Raw genomic sequence first — 15906 nt, forward strand, 5'->3', positions numbered from 1 at the left:
GGGGGGGGGGGGGGGGGGGGGGGGGCGGGCGCGCGGGGGGGGGGGCGCGGGCGGGGCGCGCGCCCCCCCCCCCTCGACGCCCCACCTCAGCGCTTCGGCACTCCGGTGCCCGTGCGCTTCAACGGCCTACTTGTCGAAATTCTCGTCGAAGGCGTCCCGGGCCCTGTCCTGGCCCTGGTCGCCCGTCCGCGTGGCGCGCTCGGAGGCCTCGTCCTGCCGGCCCGCGGCCGCCGCCGCCCGCGCCTTCTCCTCGAGGCTCTTCGCCTTGTCCTGGAACTGCTCCTTGATGCCCATGCTTCTTCACTCCTGGAGGGGTGTCCGGGGATGGGGTCCCGACCAGGCTTGCACAGGCGGATATACCTCGCATTTCCGATCAACGGCCCGGTGTGCGCGCCTGTTCGTCCGCCGCCCCGCCGGCCCCCACGAGTCCCGTGGAGACACTGGCCAGTCGCGGCTCGAACCGCTTCATCTCCCGCTGTCCGACCGTCGCGATGATCCCGGGCAGATACCCGCGGACCCCCTGCATGCCGCGCAGCCACCACTGGGCGTACACGTGCGCGGAGCGCCGCTCGATGCCCGCCACGATCCGGTCGACGGCCGGCCCCAGCGGGTACGTCCGGTTCGACGGCCACGGCAGCCGCTGGCGCAGCTCGCGCATGACCTCGTTCTCGTCGGCGCCGCGCACCATGTCGGTGTCGGTCCACGACAGGTAGCCGACGCCCACCTCGACGCCCTTGTAGCCGACCTCGGCGCGCAGGCAGTGCGCGAAGGCCTCGACGCCCGACTTGGAGGCGCAGTAGGCGGTCATCATCGGCGCCGGGGTGATCGCGGCGAGCGAGGCGATCTGGAGGAAGTAGCCGCGGCTCTCCATCAGTACGGGCAGGAAGGCGCGGGCGGTGACGGCCCCGCCGATGAGGTTGACCTCGATGACCCGGCGCCAGGCGCCGGGGTCGGAGTCCACGAAGGGCCCGCCGGCCGCGACGCCCGCGTTGGCGACGACGATGTCCACCTTGCCGAAGCGGCGCTTGACCTCCTGCGCGACCCTGGCCATGGCCTCGTGGTCGGTGACGTCCGCGTACCAGTGGTCGCTTTCGGTGTGCAGCCGCTCGGAGACCTCCTTGAGGGCTTCCGGCTCCAGGCCGACGAGGGCGACCTTCGCGCCGCGCGCGGACAGTTTGCGGGCGAGCAGCTCGCCGACCCCGCGGGCGGCGCCGGTGACGACGGCGACCTGGCCTTCCAGACTCCTGCGCGCACTCACGGCGTCTTCTCCTTCGCGTCGTTGTCGTTCTGGGCGACGTACAGCCGGGCGAGCTCGCGCACGGTGCCGGTGACGGCTTCCGGGGCCTCGACGGGGGTCATGTGCCCCATCCCGGTCAATTCGGTGAGGCCCACGCAGTGCGGGAGCGCGGCCGCCAGTCCCCGGGCGTGCACGAGCGGCGTCAGCCGGTCGCTCGTGCCCGCGATGACCGCGGTGGGCACGGTGAGCGCGGCCAGCTGGGCGTCGAGGTCCAGCCCGGCCAGTACTCCGGACCAGGCGTGGCGCACCTTGGCGGGGCAGCCGTGGACGATCCGGGCGCAGGCCTCGACCGCGTCGGGCGCCGATCCGGGGCCCATCGTGGCGTACTTCAGGACCGCCCTGGCGATGGGGGTGACGGGCCCGAGGGGGGCGCGGGCGCCGAGCACGGCCCCGGTGACACGGGTCCTCGCGCGGCCGGGACGCCACGGCAGGACCAGCGACTCCGCGACCAGCCGGCCGCTGCCGGTGCTGCACAGCAGCGCGGCGGCGGCGTGCTCGGCGAACTCCGGCCGGGCGGCGGCGGCCATGACCGTCATCCCGCCCATGGAGTGGCCCGCGACGAGCGCCTTCTCGCCGGGGGCGAGCGTGGCTTTCAGGACCGCGACCAGGTCGTCGGCCAGCGCGGTGGTGCTGTAGCCGGCGGCGTGGGCGGCGGCCGGGCTGCGGCCGTGGCCGCGCTGGTCGTAGGCGATGACCCGGTGGTCGGCGGCCAGGTCCCGTATCTGCGCCGCCCAGAAGGCCGTGGAACAGGTCCAGCCGTGCGCGAGCACGACGGCCGGCGCCCCGTCCTCGCCGTGCACCTCGACGTGCAGGCGGGAGCCGTCGGCGGAGGTGACGACCAGCTCCTGGCGGGCGGGCGGCGGGGCGTAGCGCCCGGCGGTGACGTGCGTCAGGCGGCTCACGCGGCACTCTCCCCGGTCTTGGCGGCGGCCTGGGCCGGGGCGGCGGTCTGGGCCTTGGCCGGGACCCGTTCGCGCTCCCGATGGCGGACGACCTCGTACTCGCCCAGGTCCACGCCGAGCGTCTCCTTGCGGAACTCGCCGGTGGTCCCCGGCCAGACGGTGGTGTTGCGTCCCTGAGCGTCCAGGTACCAGCTGGTGCAGCCGCCGGTGTTCCACACCGTCCGCTCCATCCGCGCCTGGACGTGCCGGTTCCAGGTGTTGACCGCCGAGGGCCTGGCGGCGAGGGCGACCCGGCCGGCCGAGCCGCTTCCCCCCAGCACGTCCAGCTGCCGCAGGTAGTCCGCCATGTAGTTCAGCTGCGACTCGATCATGAGGATCATCGAGCTGTTCCCGAGCCCGGTGTTCGGCCCGATGATCGTCATCCAGTTCGGGAAGCCGGCCGCGGTGGCTCCGCGCAGCGACTGCATCCCGTCCTTCCAGACCTCCGCGAGGGTCTTCCCCTCCGCGCCGACGACCCGGTCGGCGATCGGCAGGTCGGTGACGTGGAAGCCGGTGCCGAAGACGATCGCGTCGGCCTCGGTCTCGGTCCCGTCGGCGGCGACCAGGACGGAGCCGCGGATCTCCTTCAGCCCCGAGGCGACGAGGTCCACGTTCGGCCGGGCCAGCGCCGGGTAGTACTCGCTCGACAGGAGGATGCGCTTGCAGCCGATGCGGTACGAGGGCGTCAGCTTGGCCCGCAGCGCCGGGTCCTTGATGGAGCGCGCCATGTTGGCCTTGGCGAGGGATTCCACCAGTCCGAGCTGGCCCGGCCGCTTGGTGAACGCGCTGACCTGGAGCTCGCGTATCCCCCAGAGCAGCCCGCGGCGCGCCGCCCGGGTGAAGGGGAGCTGGCGGTGGAGCCAGCGCTCCACGGAGGTGATGGCCCGGTCGGTGCGCGGCATCACCCACGGCGGGGTGCGCTGGAAGAGGGTGAGCCGCTCCACCTCGGGCGCGATGGCCGGGACGATCTGGATGGCGGAGGCGCCCGTACCGATCATGGCGACGCGCTTGCCGCGCAGGTCGTAGTCGTGGTCCCAGCGGGCGGAGTGGAAGACCTTGCCGGGGAAGCCGGCGAGCCCGGGCACCTCCGGCATCTTCGGGTCGGACAGCGGGCCGGTGGCGGAGACGACCACGTCGGCGGTGAACTCCCCGCCGGAGGTCTCGATCTCCCAGCGCAGCGCGTCCGCGTCCCAGCGCATCATCCGGACCTCGTGGTTCAGCCGGATGTGGCGGCGCAGCCCGAAGGTGTCGGCCACGTGCTCCAGGTACTCCCGGATGGCGGGCTGCCCGGAGAAGGTCCGCGGCCAGTCCGGATTGGGCGCGAAGGAGAAGGAGTAGAGGTGCGAGGGCACGTCGCAGGCGCACCCGGGGTAGTTGTTGTCGCGCCAGGTCCCGCCGACGGAGTCGGCCCGCTCCAGTACGACGAAGTCGGTGATCCCCTCCCGTCGCAGCCGCACGGCGGCGCCCAGTCCGCCGAATCCGGACCCGATCACCGCCACGCGTACGTGCTCGCGCCCGTCCATGCCACCGCCCATGCCCGCCGCCTCCGGATTCCCATAGCGCCAGCAATCACTGGCACAATCGGGAGAGTAGAGCAGGCCCGTACTCATGGGTAGGGGTCGGGCCGGGAAAGTTACCGCGAGTACGGCCTAGGCTGCGCACGTGCCGGACAATGCGACGCACGACGCAGCACAGGACGCAGCACACGACGCGGCACACGACACGACGCGGCACAGGACGCGGCGCGAACGACGGAGGCAAGGACCACAGTGCGCGAATACCGCACGGAGGAGCTGGCCGAGGCCGCCGGCATCCCCGTACGCACCCTGCGCTTCTACCGGGAGCGCAAGCTCCTGCCGCCGCCCCGCCGCGAGGGCCGCATCGCCTGGTACGACGACCACCACCTGGCCCGGCTGCGCACCGTCGCCGCCCTGCTGGAGCGCGGCCACACCCTCGGCGGCATAGCGGAGCTGACGGTCGCCTTCGAGAACGGCCGCGACGTCGGGCAGCTCGGCGAGCTGCTCGGCATCGGCTGGTCCGAGGAGACCCCGGTCCGCCTGACGCCCGAGGCCCTCGCCGACTACTTCGAGGGCGAGGTCACCCCGGAGAACCTGGCGGCCTCGCTCGACCTCGGCTACCTCGCCACCGACGGGGAGGAGATCGTCCACGTCAGCCGCCGGCTGCTGGACGTCTCCTCGGCGCTGGTCCGCGAGGGCGTGCCCCTGGCCGCCGTGCTGGAGACGGGCCGCCGGGTGCGCGAGCACGCGGACGCGATGGCGGCCCTGTTCGCCGAGCTCATCTCCGCGCACATCTCGCAGGAGGCGGTCGGGCGCCTGCGCCCGCTGGCGAAGAGCGTGGTCGAGGCCGAGCTCACGATGGCGATGGACCGCCTGCGCCCGCCGGTGTCCGGTCAGACCCCGAGCTCGTAGACCACGGTCACGGGCGCGTGGTCGGACCACCGCTCGGGGTGGGTCTCGGCCCGCTCCACGAACGCCTTGACGGCCTTGGCGGCCAGCCCCGGGGTCGCCACCTGGAGGTCGATGCGCCAGCCGGCGTCGTTGTCGAAGGCCCTCCCGCGGTAGGACCACCAGGAGTACGGGCCCTCGGTGTCGGGGTGCAGGGCGCGCACGACGTCCACGTATCCGGCGCCCTCGTAGACCTCACCGAGCCACTCGCGCTCCTCGGGCAGGAAGCCGGCGTTCTTCCGGTTCGTCTTCCAGTTCTTCAGGTCGGCTTCCCGGTGGCAGATGTTCCAGTCGCCGCACACGACGACCTCGCGCCCGTCCGCCGCGGCCCGCACCTTCAGCTCCTTCAGGTAGGCGAGGAACTCGCCCATGAACCGGTACTTCTCGTCCTGCTTCTCGGTCCCGGCCTCCCCGGAGGGCAGGTAGAGGCTGGCCACGGTCACACCGGGCAGGTCGATCTCCAGGTACCGCCCGGAGTCGTCGAACTCCGCGCTCCCGAATCCGACCCGCACCCGCTCGGGCTCCCGGCGCGTGTACAGCGCGACCCCGGCGCGGCCCTTGGCGGCGGCCGGCGCGAAGGTGGTGTGCCACCCCTCGGGGGCCCGCACCTCGTCCGGAATCTGCCCCTCCTCGGCCCGCACCTCCTGCAGGCAGACGACGTCGGCGTCCGACCCGGCGAGCCACGGGGAGAACCCCTTCTTGGCCGCGGCACGGATCCCATTCACATTCACGGAGGTCACGGTCAGCATCCCTGCACGATAGCCGGAGCGTTCCGTAGGCTGTCCGGATGTCTCAGGAGATCCAGCTCCGCGTCACGTCGTACGACCACCCCGACGCGGTCAAGCTCAACGACCAGGTGCAGATCGAATACCAGCAGCGCTACGACGGCGAGGGCGACGTCACGTTCCTCGACCCGGCGATGTTCGCCCCGCCGAGGGGCCTCTACCTCATCGCCTACGACGCTTCGGGCACGGCGATAGCCAGCGGCGGGTGGCGCGCGCAGGAGGCGAACGACGAGGGCTACGCGGACGGCGACGCCGAGCTCAAGCGCATGTACGTGGTCCCGGAGGCCCGCGGCCTCGGCCTGGCCCGCCGCATCCTCGCCGAGCTCGAGGCCGACGCCCGCGCGGCCGGCCGCCGGCGCATGGCCCTGGAGACGGGCGACCAGCAGCCGGAGGCCATCGCCCTCTACCTCTCCTCGGGCTACGCCCTGTCGGCCAAGTTCGGCCACTACCGCTTCCACGACTCCAGCCGCTGCATGACGAAGGCCCTGAACCCCGGCTAACCCGCGGCCTCTCCGGAAACGGCCCGAAGCGGCCCGTCCCGGGCCCCGCCCGGGCCATTCCGCCCCACCCCGCCCGGGCCACCGGTCCGCCCCGGCCCGCGTCCGGCGCCGAACCACGCCCGCCCGCAGGCGACTTCGCCCGCGGGCGCCCACCACGGAGACCGGCCGCGGGCGCCCCGGGGATCCGGCACGGACGCTTTCGCGGTGAGATAGGGCACATCAGGTGCCCCGACCGCGCATCAAGTCACTTCTGATCAGCGGCGAAACGCCCCGTACGCGCCCGGGTGCCCGGACGGCCCGCCCCACCGCCCACGGTTCGGACCGCTAACATCTGCTCCCGCACAGCCTTTCGCATCACTCGCGCGTCCGTGTGATTCCTGGCAATGGGTGCACACGGACATCAAGGGGCAGGGAGGGCGTGGGGTGAGGCGCCGTACGGCAATCCTCGGCGGCGGCGCCGCCGTGATCGGAGCTCTCGGCTACACGGGCCTGCGGGCCTCGCAGGACGCCGACGCCTTCTCCGCCCGGCAACTCGTCGACCGCGACCTCACGCTGCGCGACCCCGAGGCCTCGCCCTCGGCCCGCGCCGTCTTCCGCCTGCTCGCCGATCTGGAGAACGCCGCCCGGACCGGACACCCCCGCGCCACCGTCATCGGACAGCACGTCGAGCTGCAGAACGAGCTCAACAATCCCGAGTACGGCGACTACGCGGGACTGAAGCAGCCCGGCTACTACTACCGGAAGTCCGCCGACATCACCGGCAAGTACCCGGGATTCGTCGAACTCGACCTCGGCCCCGGATACGAGGCGGAGGGCTGGGGCGTGGACCGGCAGCGCTCCTACTCCTCCGCCTGGCCCTCCGGCCGCAGGGAATGGACGTACGTCGACGACGTCGTCGACCTCGCCACCGGCGTGTGGTCGGGGCTGCCGCGCGCCGAGGACGGCACGTACAACGGGGACGGCAAGGAATACCGCAGCGACGGCTCCGCCTCCGAGCTCCCCGGCAACGGCGGCAAGCCGGCCGGCCTCGTCGGCATGTCCTTCCATCAGCCGTGGCCCGGCAGCAGGCTCAAGGGCTACCAGGAGACGCTGCGGCGCAATTCGCCGGCCGCCAAGGACTCCGGCTGGATCGACCGGCTGCTGACCCCGGGCACGAGCGAGCACAAGGCGCTCCTCCTCGACCTCTCCTTCCTCGCCGACCACCTCGGCTACCTCGCCGCGCACGACGTGCCCGTCCTGCTGCGCCCGTACCACGAGATGAACGCCGGGGCCAAGGACGGCTTCTGGTGGTCCGCTCTGGCGCCCGGGCAGTACAAGAAGCTCTGGCGGACGCTGTACGCGTACCTGGTCGAGGACCGCGCGCTGCACAACCTGATATTCGTCTGGTCCCCGAACGCCTGGGACCACGTCCACGGCCACGAGCCCTGGGACTACTACCCGGGCGAGCGGTACGTGGACATCGTCGGCGTCGACGACTACAGCGGCAGCCCCCAGAAGCCCTTCGGCGGCGGCGTGTGGACCAAGAAGTGGTACGACGGCCTGGCCGACTACCGCAAGCCGCGGATGATGGCCGAGTCCTTCCACGTACCGGTCGGCAGCGCCCAGCCCCGGACGCTGGAGAAGACCCCCTGGGTCATCTGGACGGTGTGGGGCCAGGGCCTCACGCAGAAGAACCTCTCGGGGCCCCAGGACACGAACACCACCGCTGACGTGGCGGCGACGTACGGCTCTCCGCGCATCCTGACCGGAGGACCGAATTCGGGCGATTCAGGACGGATTTGGGAGTCGCTGCGGCCGAAGTGACAGGTACCGTCCCGGCCGGTTTCGTGCCCTCGGACACCTGAACTCGACACCGCGCTGCGACAATGCGAACGATTGCGCGGGGAGAATCGCGCAACCGACCGTCCAGCTCCTGCTTCCCATCCAGCTATTCCAGACGAGGTGAGAGTCATATCCGGCACCACGGGTTCGGCCTCCGGCCGAGCTTCCCTCGAAGTACCGCGCATGCACCGGGTCGCCGCCTACATGGCCCTGGCCTGGGCAGTCGTACTGCTCTGCTGGGCCTCGTACAGCTGCTTCTGGCAGGTCGGCGTCGCCGACTTCGCCAAGGGGATCGTGTACTACGGCCTCAGTGACGGCTCCGGCCGTGCGGACACCGGCAACCTGAACTGGGCCGTGGTGTACGTCATAGCCGGCCTGCTGATCCTGCGGGCCAACTCCTGGGCCCGCGGCCTCGCCTGCGGCGCCGCGCTCATCGAGGGCTACAACAGGCTGCGCAGCCTCACCGGCGCCCTGTTCGACAGCCGCCAGCAGGGCTGGTTCCTGGACACCACCGAGGGCAACCTGAAGCTGGCGACGTTCAGCGCCGGGGTGATCATCACCACGACGCTGGTCATCCTGCTGATCAAGGAAGCCGCCGTGTACGAGCCGTGGGTGCCGCCGACCAACCGCTGGACCCAGCAGGCCCAGGAAGCCCAGCTGGCCCACCAGGCACAGCAGGCACAGCAGGCCCAGCAGGCCCAGCAGCCGCAGGCCCAGCAGCCGCCCCAGGCCGCCCAGCAACTGCCGCCGCAGGCGCAGCAGCTCCCGCCGCAGGGCCCGTACGGCTCTCCGCCGGCCCAGGGCACCTACGGATACCCGCAGCAGGGCCACTACGGCTACCCGCAGCCGGGGCAGCAGACCCCTCCGGGCCCGCAGGCGCCCCAGGCGCCCCAGCCGTTCCCGAACCCCTATCAGCAGCCGCAGCAGCAGCCCGCCGCCCCGTACCCCGGAGCGCAGTCGCCGCAGTCGCCCCAGTCGCCGCAGGCCGGCAACTAGCCACCGGTCCGTTCCATGTCGCCTCACTCGGAGAACCGTCCAATGACCGCCACCACCCGCGCGGACATTTCAACCACCCGGCACGGGGCCAGGATGGTGCAGCGCCACGCCTCGTGGAAGCCCGGCATCCTGCCGTTCCTCATCCCGTTCCTGGTGCTGCTCGGTTTCGGCATGTGGTCGTACCTGCCGAACAGCACTCCGATGGCGTGGGTGCTGACGATCGTCTGGTCGCTGCCGGTGGTCGGCGTGATGGTCGGTCTCCAGGGCGCGCTCCTGATCCGGCGCCGGGTGAGGCGCTCCGACGAGATGGTCCCGGCGGCCCCCGCCGAGGACGACTTCCTGATCGCCCTGGTCCCGACCATCGGGCGGCACGACACCTACCCGGCGCTGGAGCGGTCGGTCCTGTCGTACGTGGAGCACCTGCCGAACTACTTCCCGCACCTGCGGATCGACGTGCTCACCGAGGAGGGCTGCGAGGCGGCGGAGCGGATCCAGGAACTGGAGGACCGGAGCCCGCTGATCCGCGTCGTCTCCGTGCCGAAGGCGTACGCCACCGCCAACGGCACCCGCTTCAAGGCCCGCGCCAACCACTACTCGCACGAGCTGCGCATCGCCGAGGAGGAGGCCCTGGAGAACGTCTGGGTCCTCCACATGGACGACGACACGGCGGTCGGCCCGGACACCGCCGCCGCCGTCGCCCAGTTCATCAACCGGCAGCGCAGGGCGCACCCGGACGAGACCAAGCACATGGCGCAGGGCATCCTGACCTACCCGCGTGAGAACGCGGTCAACATGTTCACCTGGCTCGCCGACGCGGTGCGCCCCGCCGACGACATCGCCCGCTTCCGGGCGCTGACCGGCACGGGCACCCCCGTGGCGGGCGTGCACGGCGAGCTGCTCCTGCTGCGCGCCAACATCGAGGCGACCATCGGGTGGGACTTCGGCCCGAAGGCCATCGTCGAGGACGCCCAGCTGGCCCTGAACTTCTGCCGCCTGTACCCCGGGCGCAGCGACTGGTTCAACGGCCGCTGCTACGGCGCTTCGCCGGCCACCGCCCGTGACTTCATCAAGCAGCGCGAGCGCTGGGCCTGGGGCCTGGTCGCCCTCTGCTTCAACCGGACCATTCCGCTGCGCTACCGCTGGTTCCTGGCGATCTGTGTGACCACCTGGATCCTCGGCCCGCTCCAGCACATCGGCGCGGTCCTGCTGATCGCCTGGTTCACCGGCAACATGAACACCTCACCGGTGGCCCAGTCCGTCGTCGTGCTGTGGTCGCTCAACTTCGCCTATGTGGTCTGGACGTACTGGGAGGGCCTGCGGCTGAACGCCCTGGTCTCCATCAGCGGCCGGCGCAAGTGGTGGGAGCCGATGGTCGTCGTCGGCCTCATACCCCTGTTCTCGATTCTGGAAGGACTCGGCGGATTCCGCGGATTCATCAAATTCGTGCGGCGTGAAGAGAACAAGTTCGTCGTCATCGCCAAGCCCGCCTGACCCTTCCCCGAGGAACCCCTCCTTCCATGACACGCTCTCGCATCCCCCTCCTCGCGGTCTTCCCGGTCACGGTCATCGCCGGCGTGATCATCGCGCCGCTGCTGTTCGGCAACCATCCCCTGCGGTGGTCGGCCGGGTCCGCCCTGCCCCATCTGGTCGTGAGCAACGAGCAGATCCGCGCCGAGGCGGCGCGCAAGGCGGCGAGCGACAACAAGCCGTCCGCCGAGACCAAGGCCGCCGACGCGGCCGCGGCCGTGATCGCGTCGGCTCCGACCGCCACGGTGGCCAAGCCGTGGAAGGCCGGCCTGCCGCAATGGGGCGTGCAGATCTACTGGGAGGACGACCCCGAGCAGACCACCGCCTACCTGACGGAAAAGGCGAAGGTCCAGGCGAAGTACCTGATCGACCTGAAGGCGAACTCGGTCTCGCTCTCCTTCCCCTTCTTCACCGGTACCAGCACCTCGACGGAGACGGCCGCCGGCCCCCGTACGCCGAGCCCCGAGCGCCTCGAAGCCGTGCTCCAGGTGTTCCAGGAGGCGGGGCTGCGCACGACCCTGCGCCCGCTGCTGGACGAGAAGTCCCTCGGCGGCATGCCCAACTGGCGCGGCAACATCAAGCCGTCCGACCGGGACGCCTGGTTCGCCTCGTACACGAAGTTCCTCGGCCCGTTCCTGACCGTGGCGCAGAAGCACAACGTCGCCTCCTTCACGCTGGCGACCGAGCTCAACTCCCTCGAGGGCGATCCGCACTGGAAGGCCCTCGCCACGGCGGCGGAGAAGATCTACTCGGGCGAGATCGGCTACGACGCCAACTACGACAACTACGTGGCGGGCCGGATCAACATGCCGGTCGAACAGCTCGGTGTCGACGCCTACTTCCCCGTGAAGGTGCCCGACGACGCACCGGTGGAGGACCTGGTCAAGGGATGGAACGGCTGGCTGGACAAGAAGACCACCGGTCCCCTCCCCGAGATCGTGATCTCCGAGGCCGGTATCGGCGCGATGACGGGCGCCTACCACTACCCGGGGGACTTCTACACCACGCGCGCCCTCAACACCCAGGTGCAGGCCAACTGGTACGACGCCGTCTGCCGGGTCGTCAAGGAGCGCAAGATGAAGGGCGTCTACTGGTGGTCGATCTACTTCGACGACAACCCGCTGGCCAAGCCTGACGGCAGCGCGTCGCGCCTTCACTTCGCCGGGCGTCCGGACTCCGAAAAGGTCATCCGGGACTGCTTCGGCTCGGACTACACGCTCACTCCCAGCCCCTGACACACCTCTCGGCTCCTTGGTTGCGCACGTGAACCCGACGAGAGTCGCACCTCCTGACCGAAGGCAGAAACTGAAATGAGCGAGGCGATCCTCCTCGTCGGCGGCAAGGGCACTCGACTGCGCCCGCTGACTGTTTTCACCCCCAAGCCCCTGCTGCGGGTGGCCGGGGTGCCCTTCCTCACCCACCAGCTGGCCCGTGCGGCGAAGGCCGGAGTCACCCGCGTCGTCCTCGCCACCTCCTACCTCGCCGAGCTCTTCGAGCAGGAGTACGGAGACGGTTCCGGCCTCGGCCTGGAGCTGGTCTACGTCACCGAGGAGGCGCCCCTCGGCACCGGCGGGGCGATACGCAACGCCGCCGAGCACCTCACGAGCGCGCCGGGTGACCCGGTCCTGGTGTTCAACGGGGACATCCTCTCGGGCCTGGACATCGCGGCCCTGCGGGACGGCCACAAGGCCTCCGGCGCCGACGTGAGCCTCCACCTGACCCGGGTCGACGACCCGCGGGCCTTCGGCCTGGTGCCGACCGGCCCCGACGGCCGCGTCCTGGCGTTCCTGGAGAAGCCGCAGACCCCGGAACAGATCATCACCGACCAGATCAACGCGGGCTGCTACGTCTTCACCCGCTCGGTCATCGACACCATCCCGGCCGGCCGTGAGGTGTCCGTCGAACGCGAGACCTTCCCCGGCCTGCTGGCCTCGGGCGGCTACCTCCGCGGTGTCGCCGACGACAGCTACTGGCTGGACCTCGGCACCCCGGCGGCCTTCGTCAAGGGGTCGGCGGACCTGGTACGCGGTCTGATCGACTCCCCCGCCCTGCCCGGCCCCGTCGGGGACGCACTCGTCCTGTCCGGTGCCCAGGTGCACGAGCTGGCGGTCCTGAGCGGCGGCACCGTGGTGTGCGAGGGCGCCGTGGTCGAGGCCGGCGCCGAAGTCGACGGCAGCGTCGTCCTGCCGGGCGCCGTGGTCGCCCGGGGCGCCCACGTGCACCGCTCCGTGGTCGGCCGCCAGGCCTCCGTGGGCGCCGGGTCCGCGGTGCGCGAGGCCGTCGTCGGCGACGGCGCGGAGGTGGGCCCCTACAACGAGCTCCCGGCCGGCCTGCGGATCGACTGCGGTGTCAGCCTGCCCGCCCAGGCCGTCCGCGTCTCCGCCCCGGTCATGGCCTGACGCCTCCCCGCCCGGTCCGAGCGGCTCCCCACCCGGACCGGGCGGGGAGCCGCTCGTCCGTTCCCGGCGCCGCCCGGGCCCTCTTCGACCACCCTTCGGCAGCCCGAACACACCCCGCAAACGCCGAGATCCCGCCCAGCCTCTCGGCTGAACGGGATCTCGTGACGTTTCCTGAGAGCTACTCAGGAACTGTCGTTTGTGGACCTGTGGGGATTTGAACCCCAGACCCCCTCGATGCGAACGAGGTGCGCTACCAGACTGCGCCACAGGCCCTTGCGACGTGTGAAACATTAGCATCCCTGCGCTGGTGCTCCAAAACCGATACCGGGGAGCGTCCGTGCAGGTCACCGATCACTCGTTCGCGGCGCGCGGCCGCTCGTCGCCCTCGTACTGGTCGAACAGCGGCGTACGGGCCGCGTCACGCGCGCGGGGACGGGACGCCGGGGGCGCCGGCTGGGCGCGCAGGCGCGGTTCCGTCGGCTCGGCCGTGCTGGAGCGGGTCGCGCTCCAGGCGTCCGGGGCCGCCGGGCCGCCCGTGGCGCGCGGGGCCACCGGGGCCGTCACGTACGTCGGCAGCGGGACCGGGACGGGCTCCCAGCTGTCACCGCGGGCGGGGCCGCGCTCGCGCTCGCGCTGCTGGTCCACCCACTCCGCGTGGTCGGTCTGCTCGACCAGGGCGCGCCGGCCGGCCTCCTGGGGGGAGACCGGTGGCGCGGGGTCCGGGTCGGAGCCGGCCGCGGCCTCGGACTCGCGGCCGCGCGGGCGGTTCTCGCGGAGCCGGCGGGCGGCCGCCTCGGCACGCCGCCGGTCCATCGTGAACTCGTAGCGCCGCCGCTCCTGGACCCGCAGGTGCACGATGTACGTGCTCAGCAGCAGGGCGGGGAGGGCGGGGGCCCACAGGTACCGGAGTCCGCCGACGGCGGCCACGACGGCGCCGAGGGTGAAGATCAGGAAGAGCAGCGCGGTGGTGCGCCGGCGCCGGGCCAGGACGACCAGGCGCTGCTCGCGGCGGGCCCGTTCGGCCCGGTCCGCCCGCTCCGAGGCGGCCGCTCTCGGCTCCGCCCGGGTCGGCGCGGGCACGACGACGGCCCGGGCGTCGTCGACGTCCACGGAATGCACCGTTTCCGTCGCCGCGTCCGGGTCCGCGGGGGGCTGGTGTCGCGCCTCCTCGTCACCGCGCTCACGCAGCCCCTTGGCGTAACGGCGCTCCATTCCCGCCCGGCCGGAAAGCAGCCGGATGGCGGTGGAGAAGCGTTCCGTCGGACGGGCTTCGTTCAGCTCGTCCTGCCTCCGGAGCCACATGGGCACCAAGTAGGCGGCCCAGGCCCCGACAATGACTGCGTAGATGAGGCCGCTGCTGCTCACACCCCACACCGTAGAGGGGCGCGGGCGGGCGGATCCGCCAATTGGGACGGCGTGTCGCACGATCTCGCTGATATCACGGACTTTTTTTGTGATTTCTCGGATCAGGTTATGGGCGAATCGGTCGCTGACCGAAAGAATTCGAACACATATCGGATTTACATTAACTCTGGGACGCGGGGCCGTGCGAGTGGCGCTGCCGGTGCCAGCGGCGCAGGAGTCCCTCCCGCACCTCCTCCGCCGTCAGCGCGTACACGAGGTGGTCCCGCCACGCGCCGTCGATGTGCAGGTAGCGCGGCCGCAGACCCTCCTCGCGGAAACCGAGCTTCTCCACCACCCGACGGCTCGGGCCGTTCTCCGGGCGGATGCACACCTCGATCCGGTGCAGTCCGACCTTCGTGAAGCAGTGGTCCACCGCCAGGGCGACCGCCGTCGGCATGACCCCTCGGCCCGCCACCTCGCGGTCCACCCAGTAGCCGACGTGGCCGGCGCACATCGAGCCCCAGGTGATCCCGGCGACCGTCAGCTGGCCCACCAGGCGCCCCTGGTACTCGATGACGAAGGGCAGCATGCGCCCCGCGTTCGCCTCCGCCCGCAGGTGGCGGACCATCTGGCGGTACGTCGGGCGCTGGACCACCGGCCCCCAGGGCGCGGGCGGCGGGATGGTCGCCTCCCACGGGCGCAGCCAGTCGCGGTTGCGGCGGTTGACCTCGCGCCAGGCGGTCTGGTCCCGCAGCTTTATCGGCCGGAGGGTGACGTCGCCGTCCGCCAGCACCACCGGCCAGGAGGGGCCGTTCAGCTCGCGCTCCCGGGTCTGTCGGCCGGCCGCGGGTGGTCTCCGCCCCGGATCTGGTCGACGGCGTGGGGCAGGATCCGGGACAGGACCGCGATCCCGTCGCGGACCCCGCCCGTCGAGCCCGGCAGGTTCACGATCAGGGTGTGTCCGGCCACGCCCGCCAGTCCCCGCGACAGCGCCGCGGTCGGCACCTGGGCCAGGGACTCGGCGCGGATGGCCTGCGGGATGCCCGGGATCTCGTAGTCCAGTACGCGGGCGGTGGCGTCCGGGGTCCGGTCGGTCGGGGAGATCCCGGTGCCGCCGGTGGTCAGGATGACGTCGTACCCGGCGGCCACGCCCTCGCGCAGCGCCGCCTCCACGGGGTCCCCGTCGGGGACGACGCGCGGGCCGTCGACCGCGAAGCCGAGCGAGCGGAGCCCCTCGGCGAGCACGGGGCCGCCCCGGTCCGCGTACACGCCCTGCGAGGCCCGGTTGGAGGCCGTGACCACCAGCGCGCGCGGGGAGCCCGCGGCCGGAGCCGCGGCCGGCTCCCGCCCGGACCGCGGTGCGTGGCCCGGGCCGTGGCTGTGGCTGTGGACCTCGCCGCCGCGCGGGGCGTTCACGAGCGGGCCCAGTCGCCGGACTTGCCGCCCGTCTTCTCCTCGACCCGCACGTCCGTGATGACCGCGCCCTTGTCCACGGCCTTGACCATGTCGACGACGGTGAGCCCGGCGACCGCGACGGCGGTCAGCGCCTCCATCTCGACGCCGGTGCGGTCGGTGGTCTTGACGGTGGCGAGGATCTCGACGGCGTCGTCGGTGACCGACAGGTCGACCTTGACGCCGGAGACCGCGAGCGGGTGGCACAGCGGGATCAGGTCGGGGGTCTTCTTCGCCCCCATGATCCCGGCGATCCGCGCGGTGGGGGGGGGGGGGGCCCGGGGGGGGCCCCCGCCCGCCCCCCCCCCCCCCCCCCCAGGGGGGGACCGCACACCGGCCCGCGGCCCCCCCCGCCGCGCGGGGGTGGTGTGTGGAGAGA

15 protein-coding genes, 1 tRNA gene and 1 pseudogene are annotated in these 15906 nt (G+C 72.1%); 7 read left to right on the forward strand and 10 right to left on the reverse strand.

The genetic code is table 11. The features are described 5' to 3' along the window. Positions 1-126 precede the first annotated feature (126 nt). From ACWF9Z_RS26185 to ACWF9Z_RS26200, 4 genes are all read right to left on the reverse strand, one after another. A complete protein-coding gene (locus ACWF9Z_RS26185) occupies positions 127-294 on the reverse strand; it encodes a hypothetical protein (RefSeq protein WP_453605746.1) in 168 nt (55 codons plus the stop codon). 79 nt (positions 295-373) lie between these two features. Beyond that, positions 374-1258 (reverse strand): SDR family oxidoreductase, encoded by an 885-nt coding sequence (locus tag ACWF9Z_RS26190; RefSeq protein ID WP_453605748.1) that lies wholly within the window; start codon positions 1256-1258, stop codon positions 374-376. Further along, complete coding sequence (locus ACWF9Z_RS26195) at positions 1255-2199, reverse strand: alpha/beta fold hydrolase (RefSeq protein ID WP_453605750.1); 945 nt, start codon at positions 2197-2199, stop codon at positions 1255-1257. The genes ACWF9Z_RS26190 and ACWF9Z_RS26195 overlap by 4 nt, the downstream gene beginning before the upstream one ends. Then, a complete protein-coding gene (locus tag ACWF9Z_RS26200; protein ID WP_453605841.1) occupies positions 2196-3761 on the reverse strand; it encodes a flavin-containing monooxygenase in 1566 nt (521 codons plus the stop codon). The genes ACWF9Z_RS26195 and ACWF9Z_RS26200 overlap by 4 nt, the downstream gene beginning before the upstream one ends. Positions 3762-4007: 246 nt before the next feature. Here ACWF9Z_RS26200 and ACWF9Z_RS26205 point away from each other — a divergent pair, with 246 nt between their 5' ends. Then, positions 4008-4667 carry a MerR family transcriptional regulator gene (locus ACWF9Z_RS26205; protein ID WP_453605752.1) on the forward strand — a complete coding sequence of 220 codons (660 nt, stop codon included), beginning with the start codon at positions 4008-4010 and terminating at the stop codon, positions 4665-4667. Here the strand turns inward: ACWF9Z_RS26205 and ACWF9Z_RS26210 are convergent. Then, positions 4649-5452, reverse strand: a complete 804-nt coding sequence (locus tag ACWF9Z_RS26210) for an exodeoxyribonuclease III (protein ID WP_453605754.1) — start codon at positions 5450-5452, stop codon at positions 4649-4651. The genes ACWF9Z_RS26205 and ACWF9Z_RS26210 overlap by 19 nt on opposite strands. A gap of 38 nt (positions 5453-5490) precedes the next feature. Here ACWF9Z_RS26210 and ACWF9Z_RS26215 point away from each other — a divergent pair, with 38 nt between their 5' ends. From ACWF9Z_RS26215 to ACWF9Z_RS26240, 6 genes are all read left to right on the forward strand, one after another. Continuing rightward, entirely contained in the window at positions 5491-5988 is a 498-nt protein-coding gene (locus ACWF9Z_RS26215; RefSeq protein WP_453605756.1) for a GNAT family N-acetyltransferase, read from the forward strand. A gap of 423 nt (positions 5989-6411) precedes the next feature. Continuing rightward, complete coding sequence (locus tag ACWF9Z_RS26220; RefSeq protein WP_453605758.1) at positions 6412-7791, forward strand: glycoside hydrolase family 26 protein; 1380 nt, start codon at positions 6412-6414, stop codon at positions 7789-7791. A gap of 138 nt (positions 7792-7929) precedes the next feature. Further along, the gene (locus tag ACWF9Z_RS26225; RefSeq protein ID WP_453605760.1) at positions 7930-8805 is read left to right on the forward strand and encodes a hypothetical protein; all 876 of its coding nucleotides are present in this window, start codon (positions 7930-7932) and stop codon (positions 8803-8805) included. A gap of 42 nt (positions 8806-8847) precedes the next feature. Next, on the forward strand, positions 8848-10296 hold the full coding sequence (locus ACWF9Z_RS26230) for a glycosyltransferase family 2 protein (protein WP_453605762.1): 1449 nt from the start codon (positions 8848-8850) through the stop codon (positions 10294-10296). A 26-nt stretch (positions 10297-10322) separates the two neighbouring features. Further along, positions 10323-11567 (forward strand): glycoside hydrolase family 113, encoded by a 1245-nt coding sequence (locus ACWF9Z_RS26235; RefSeq protein WP_453605764.1) that lies wholly within the window; start codon positions 10323-10325, stop codon positions 11565-11567. Positions 11568-11642: 75 nt separating this feature from the next. Continuing rightward, positions 11643-12731, forward strand: a complete 1089-nt coding sequence (locus tag ACWF9Z_RS26240) for a sugar phosphate nucleotidyltransferase (protein ID WP_453605765.1) — start codon at positions 11643-11645, stop codon at positions 12729-12731. 199 nt (positions 12732-12930) lie between these two features. On the opposite strand, the gene ACWF9Z_RS26245 is transcribed toward ACWF9Z_RS26240, so the two are convergent. The 5 genes and pseudogenes from ACWF9Z_RS26245 to ACWF9Z_RS26265 all read right to left on the reverse strand — a co-directional run. Further along, positions 12931-13004: transfer RNA gene (locus ACWF9Z_RS26245), tRNA-Ala, on the reverse strand. Between the two features lie 78 nt (positions 13005-13082). After that, complete coding sequence (gene sepX / locus ACWF9Z_RS26250) at positions 13083-14096, reverse strand: divisome protein SepX/GlpR (RefSeq protein WP_453605767.1); 1014 nt, start codon at positions 14094-14096, stop codon at positions 13083-13085. 160 nt (positions 14097-14256) lie between these two features. Further along, on the reverse strand, positions 14257-14871 hold the full coding sequence (locus ACWF9Z_RS26255) for a GNAT family N-acetyltransferase (RefSeq protein ID WP_453605769.1): 615 nt from the start codon (positions 14869-14871) through the stop codon (positions 14257-14259). Between the two features lie 17 nt (positions 14872-14888). Next, positions 14889-15491 (reverse strand): MogA/MoaB family molybdenum cofactor biosynthesis protein, encoded by a 603-nt coding sequence (locus tag ACWF9Z_RS26260; protein WP_453605771.1) that lies wholly within the window; start codon positions 15489-15491, stop codon positions 14889-14891. Beyond that, positions 15488-15793, reverse strand: a pseudogene (locus ACWF9Z_RS26265) (cyclic pyranopterin monophosphate synthase MoaC); the annotation flags it as partial. The pseudogene ACWF9Z_RS26265 and the gene ACWF9Z_RS26260, both read right to left, overlap by 4 nt. Positions 15794-15906: the final 113 nt, after the last annotated feature.

Source organism: Streptomyces sp. NPDC054961, from assembly GCF_053609145.1.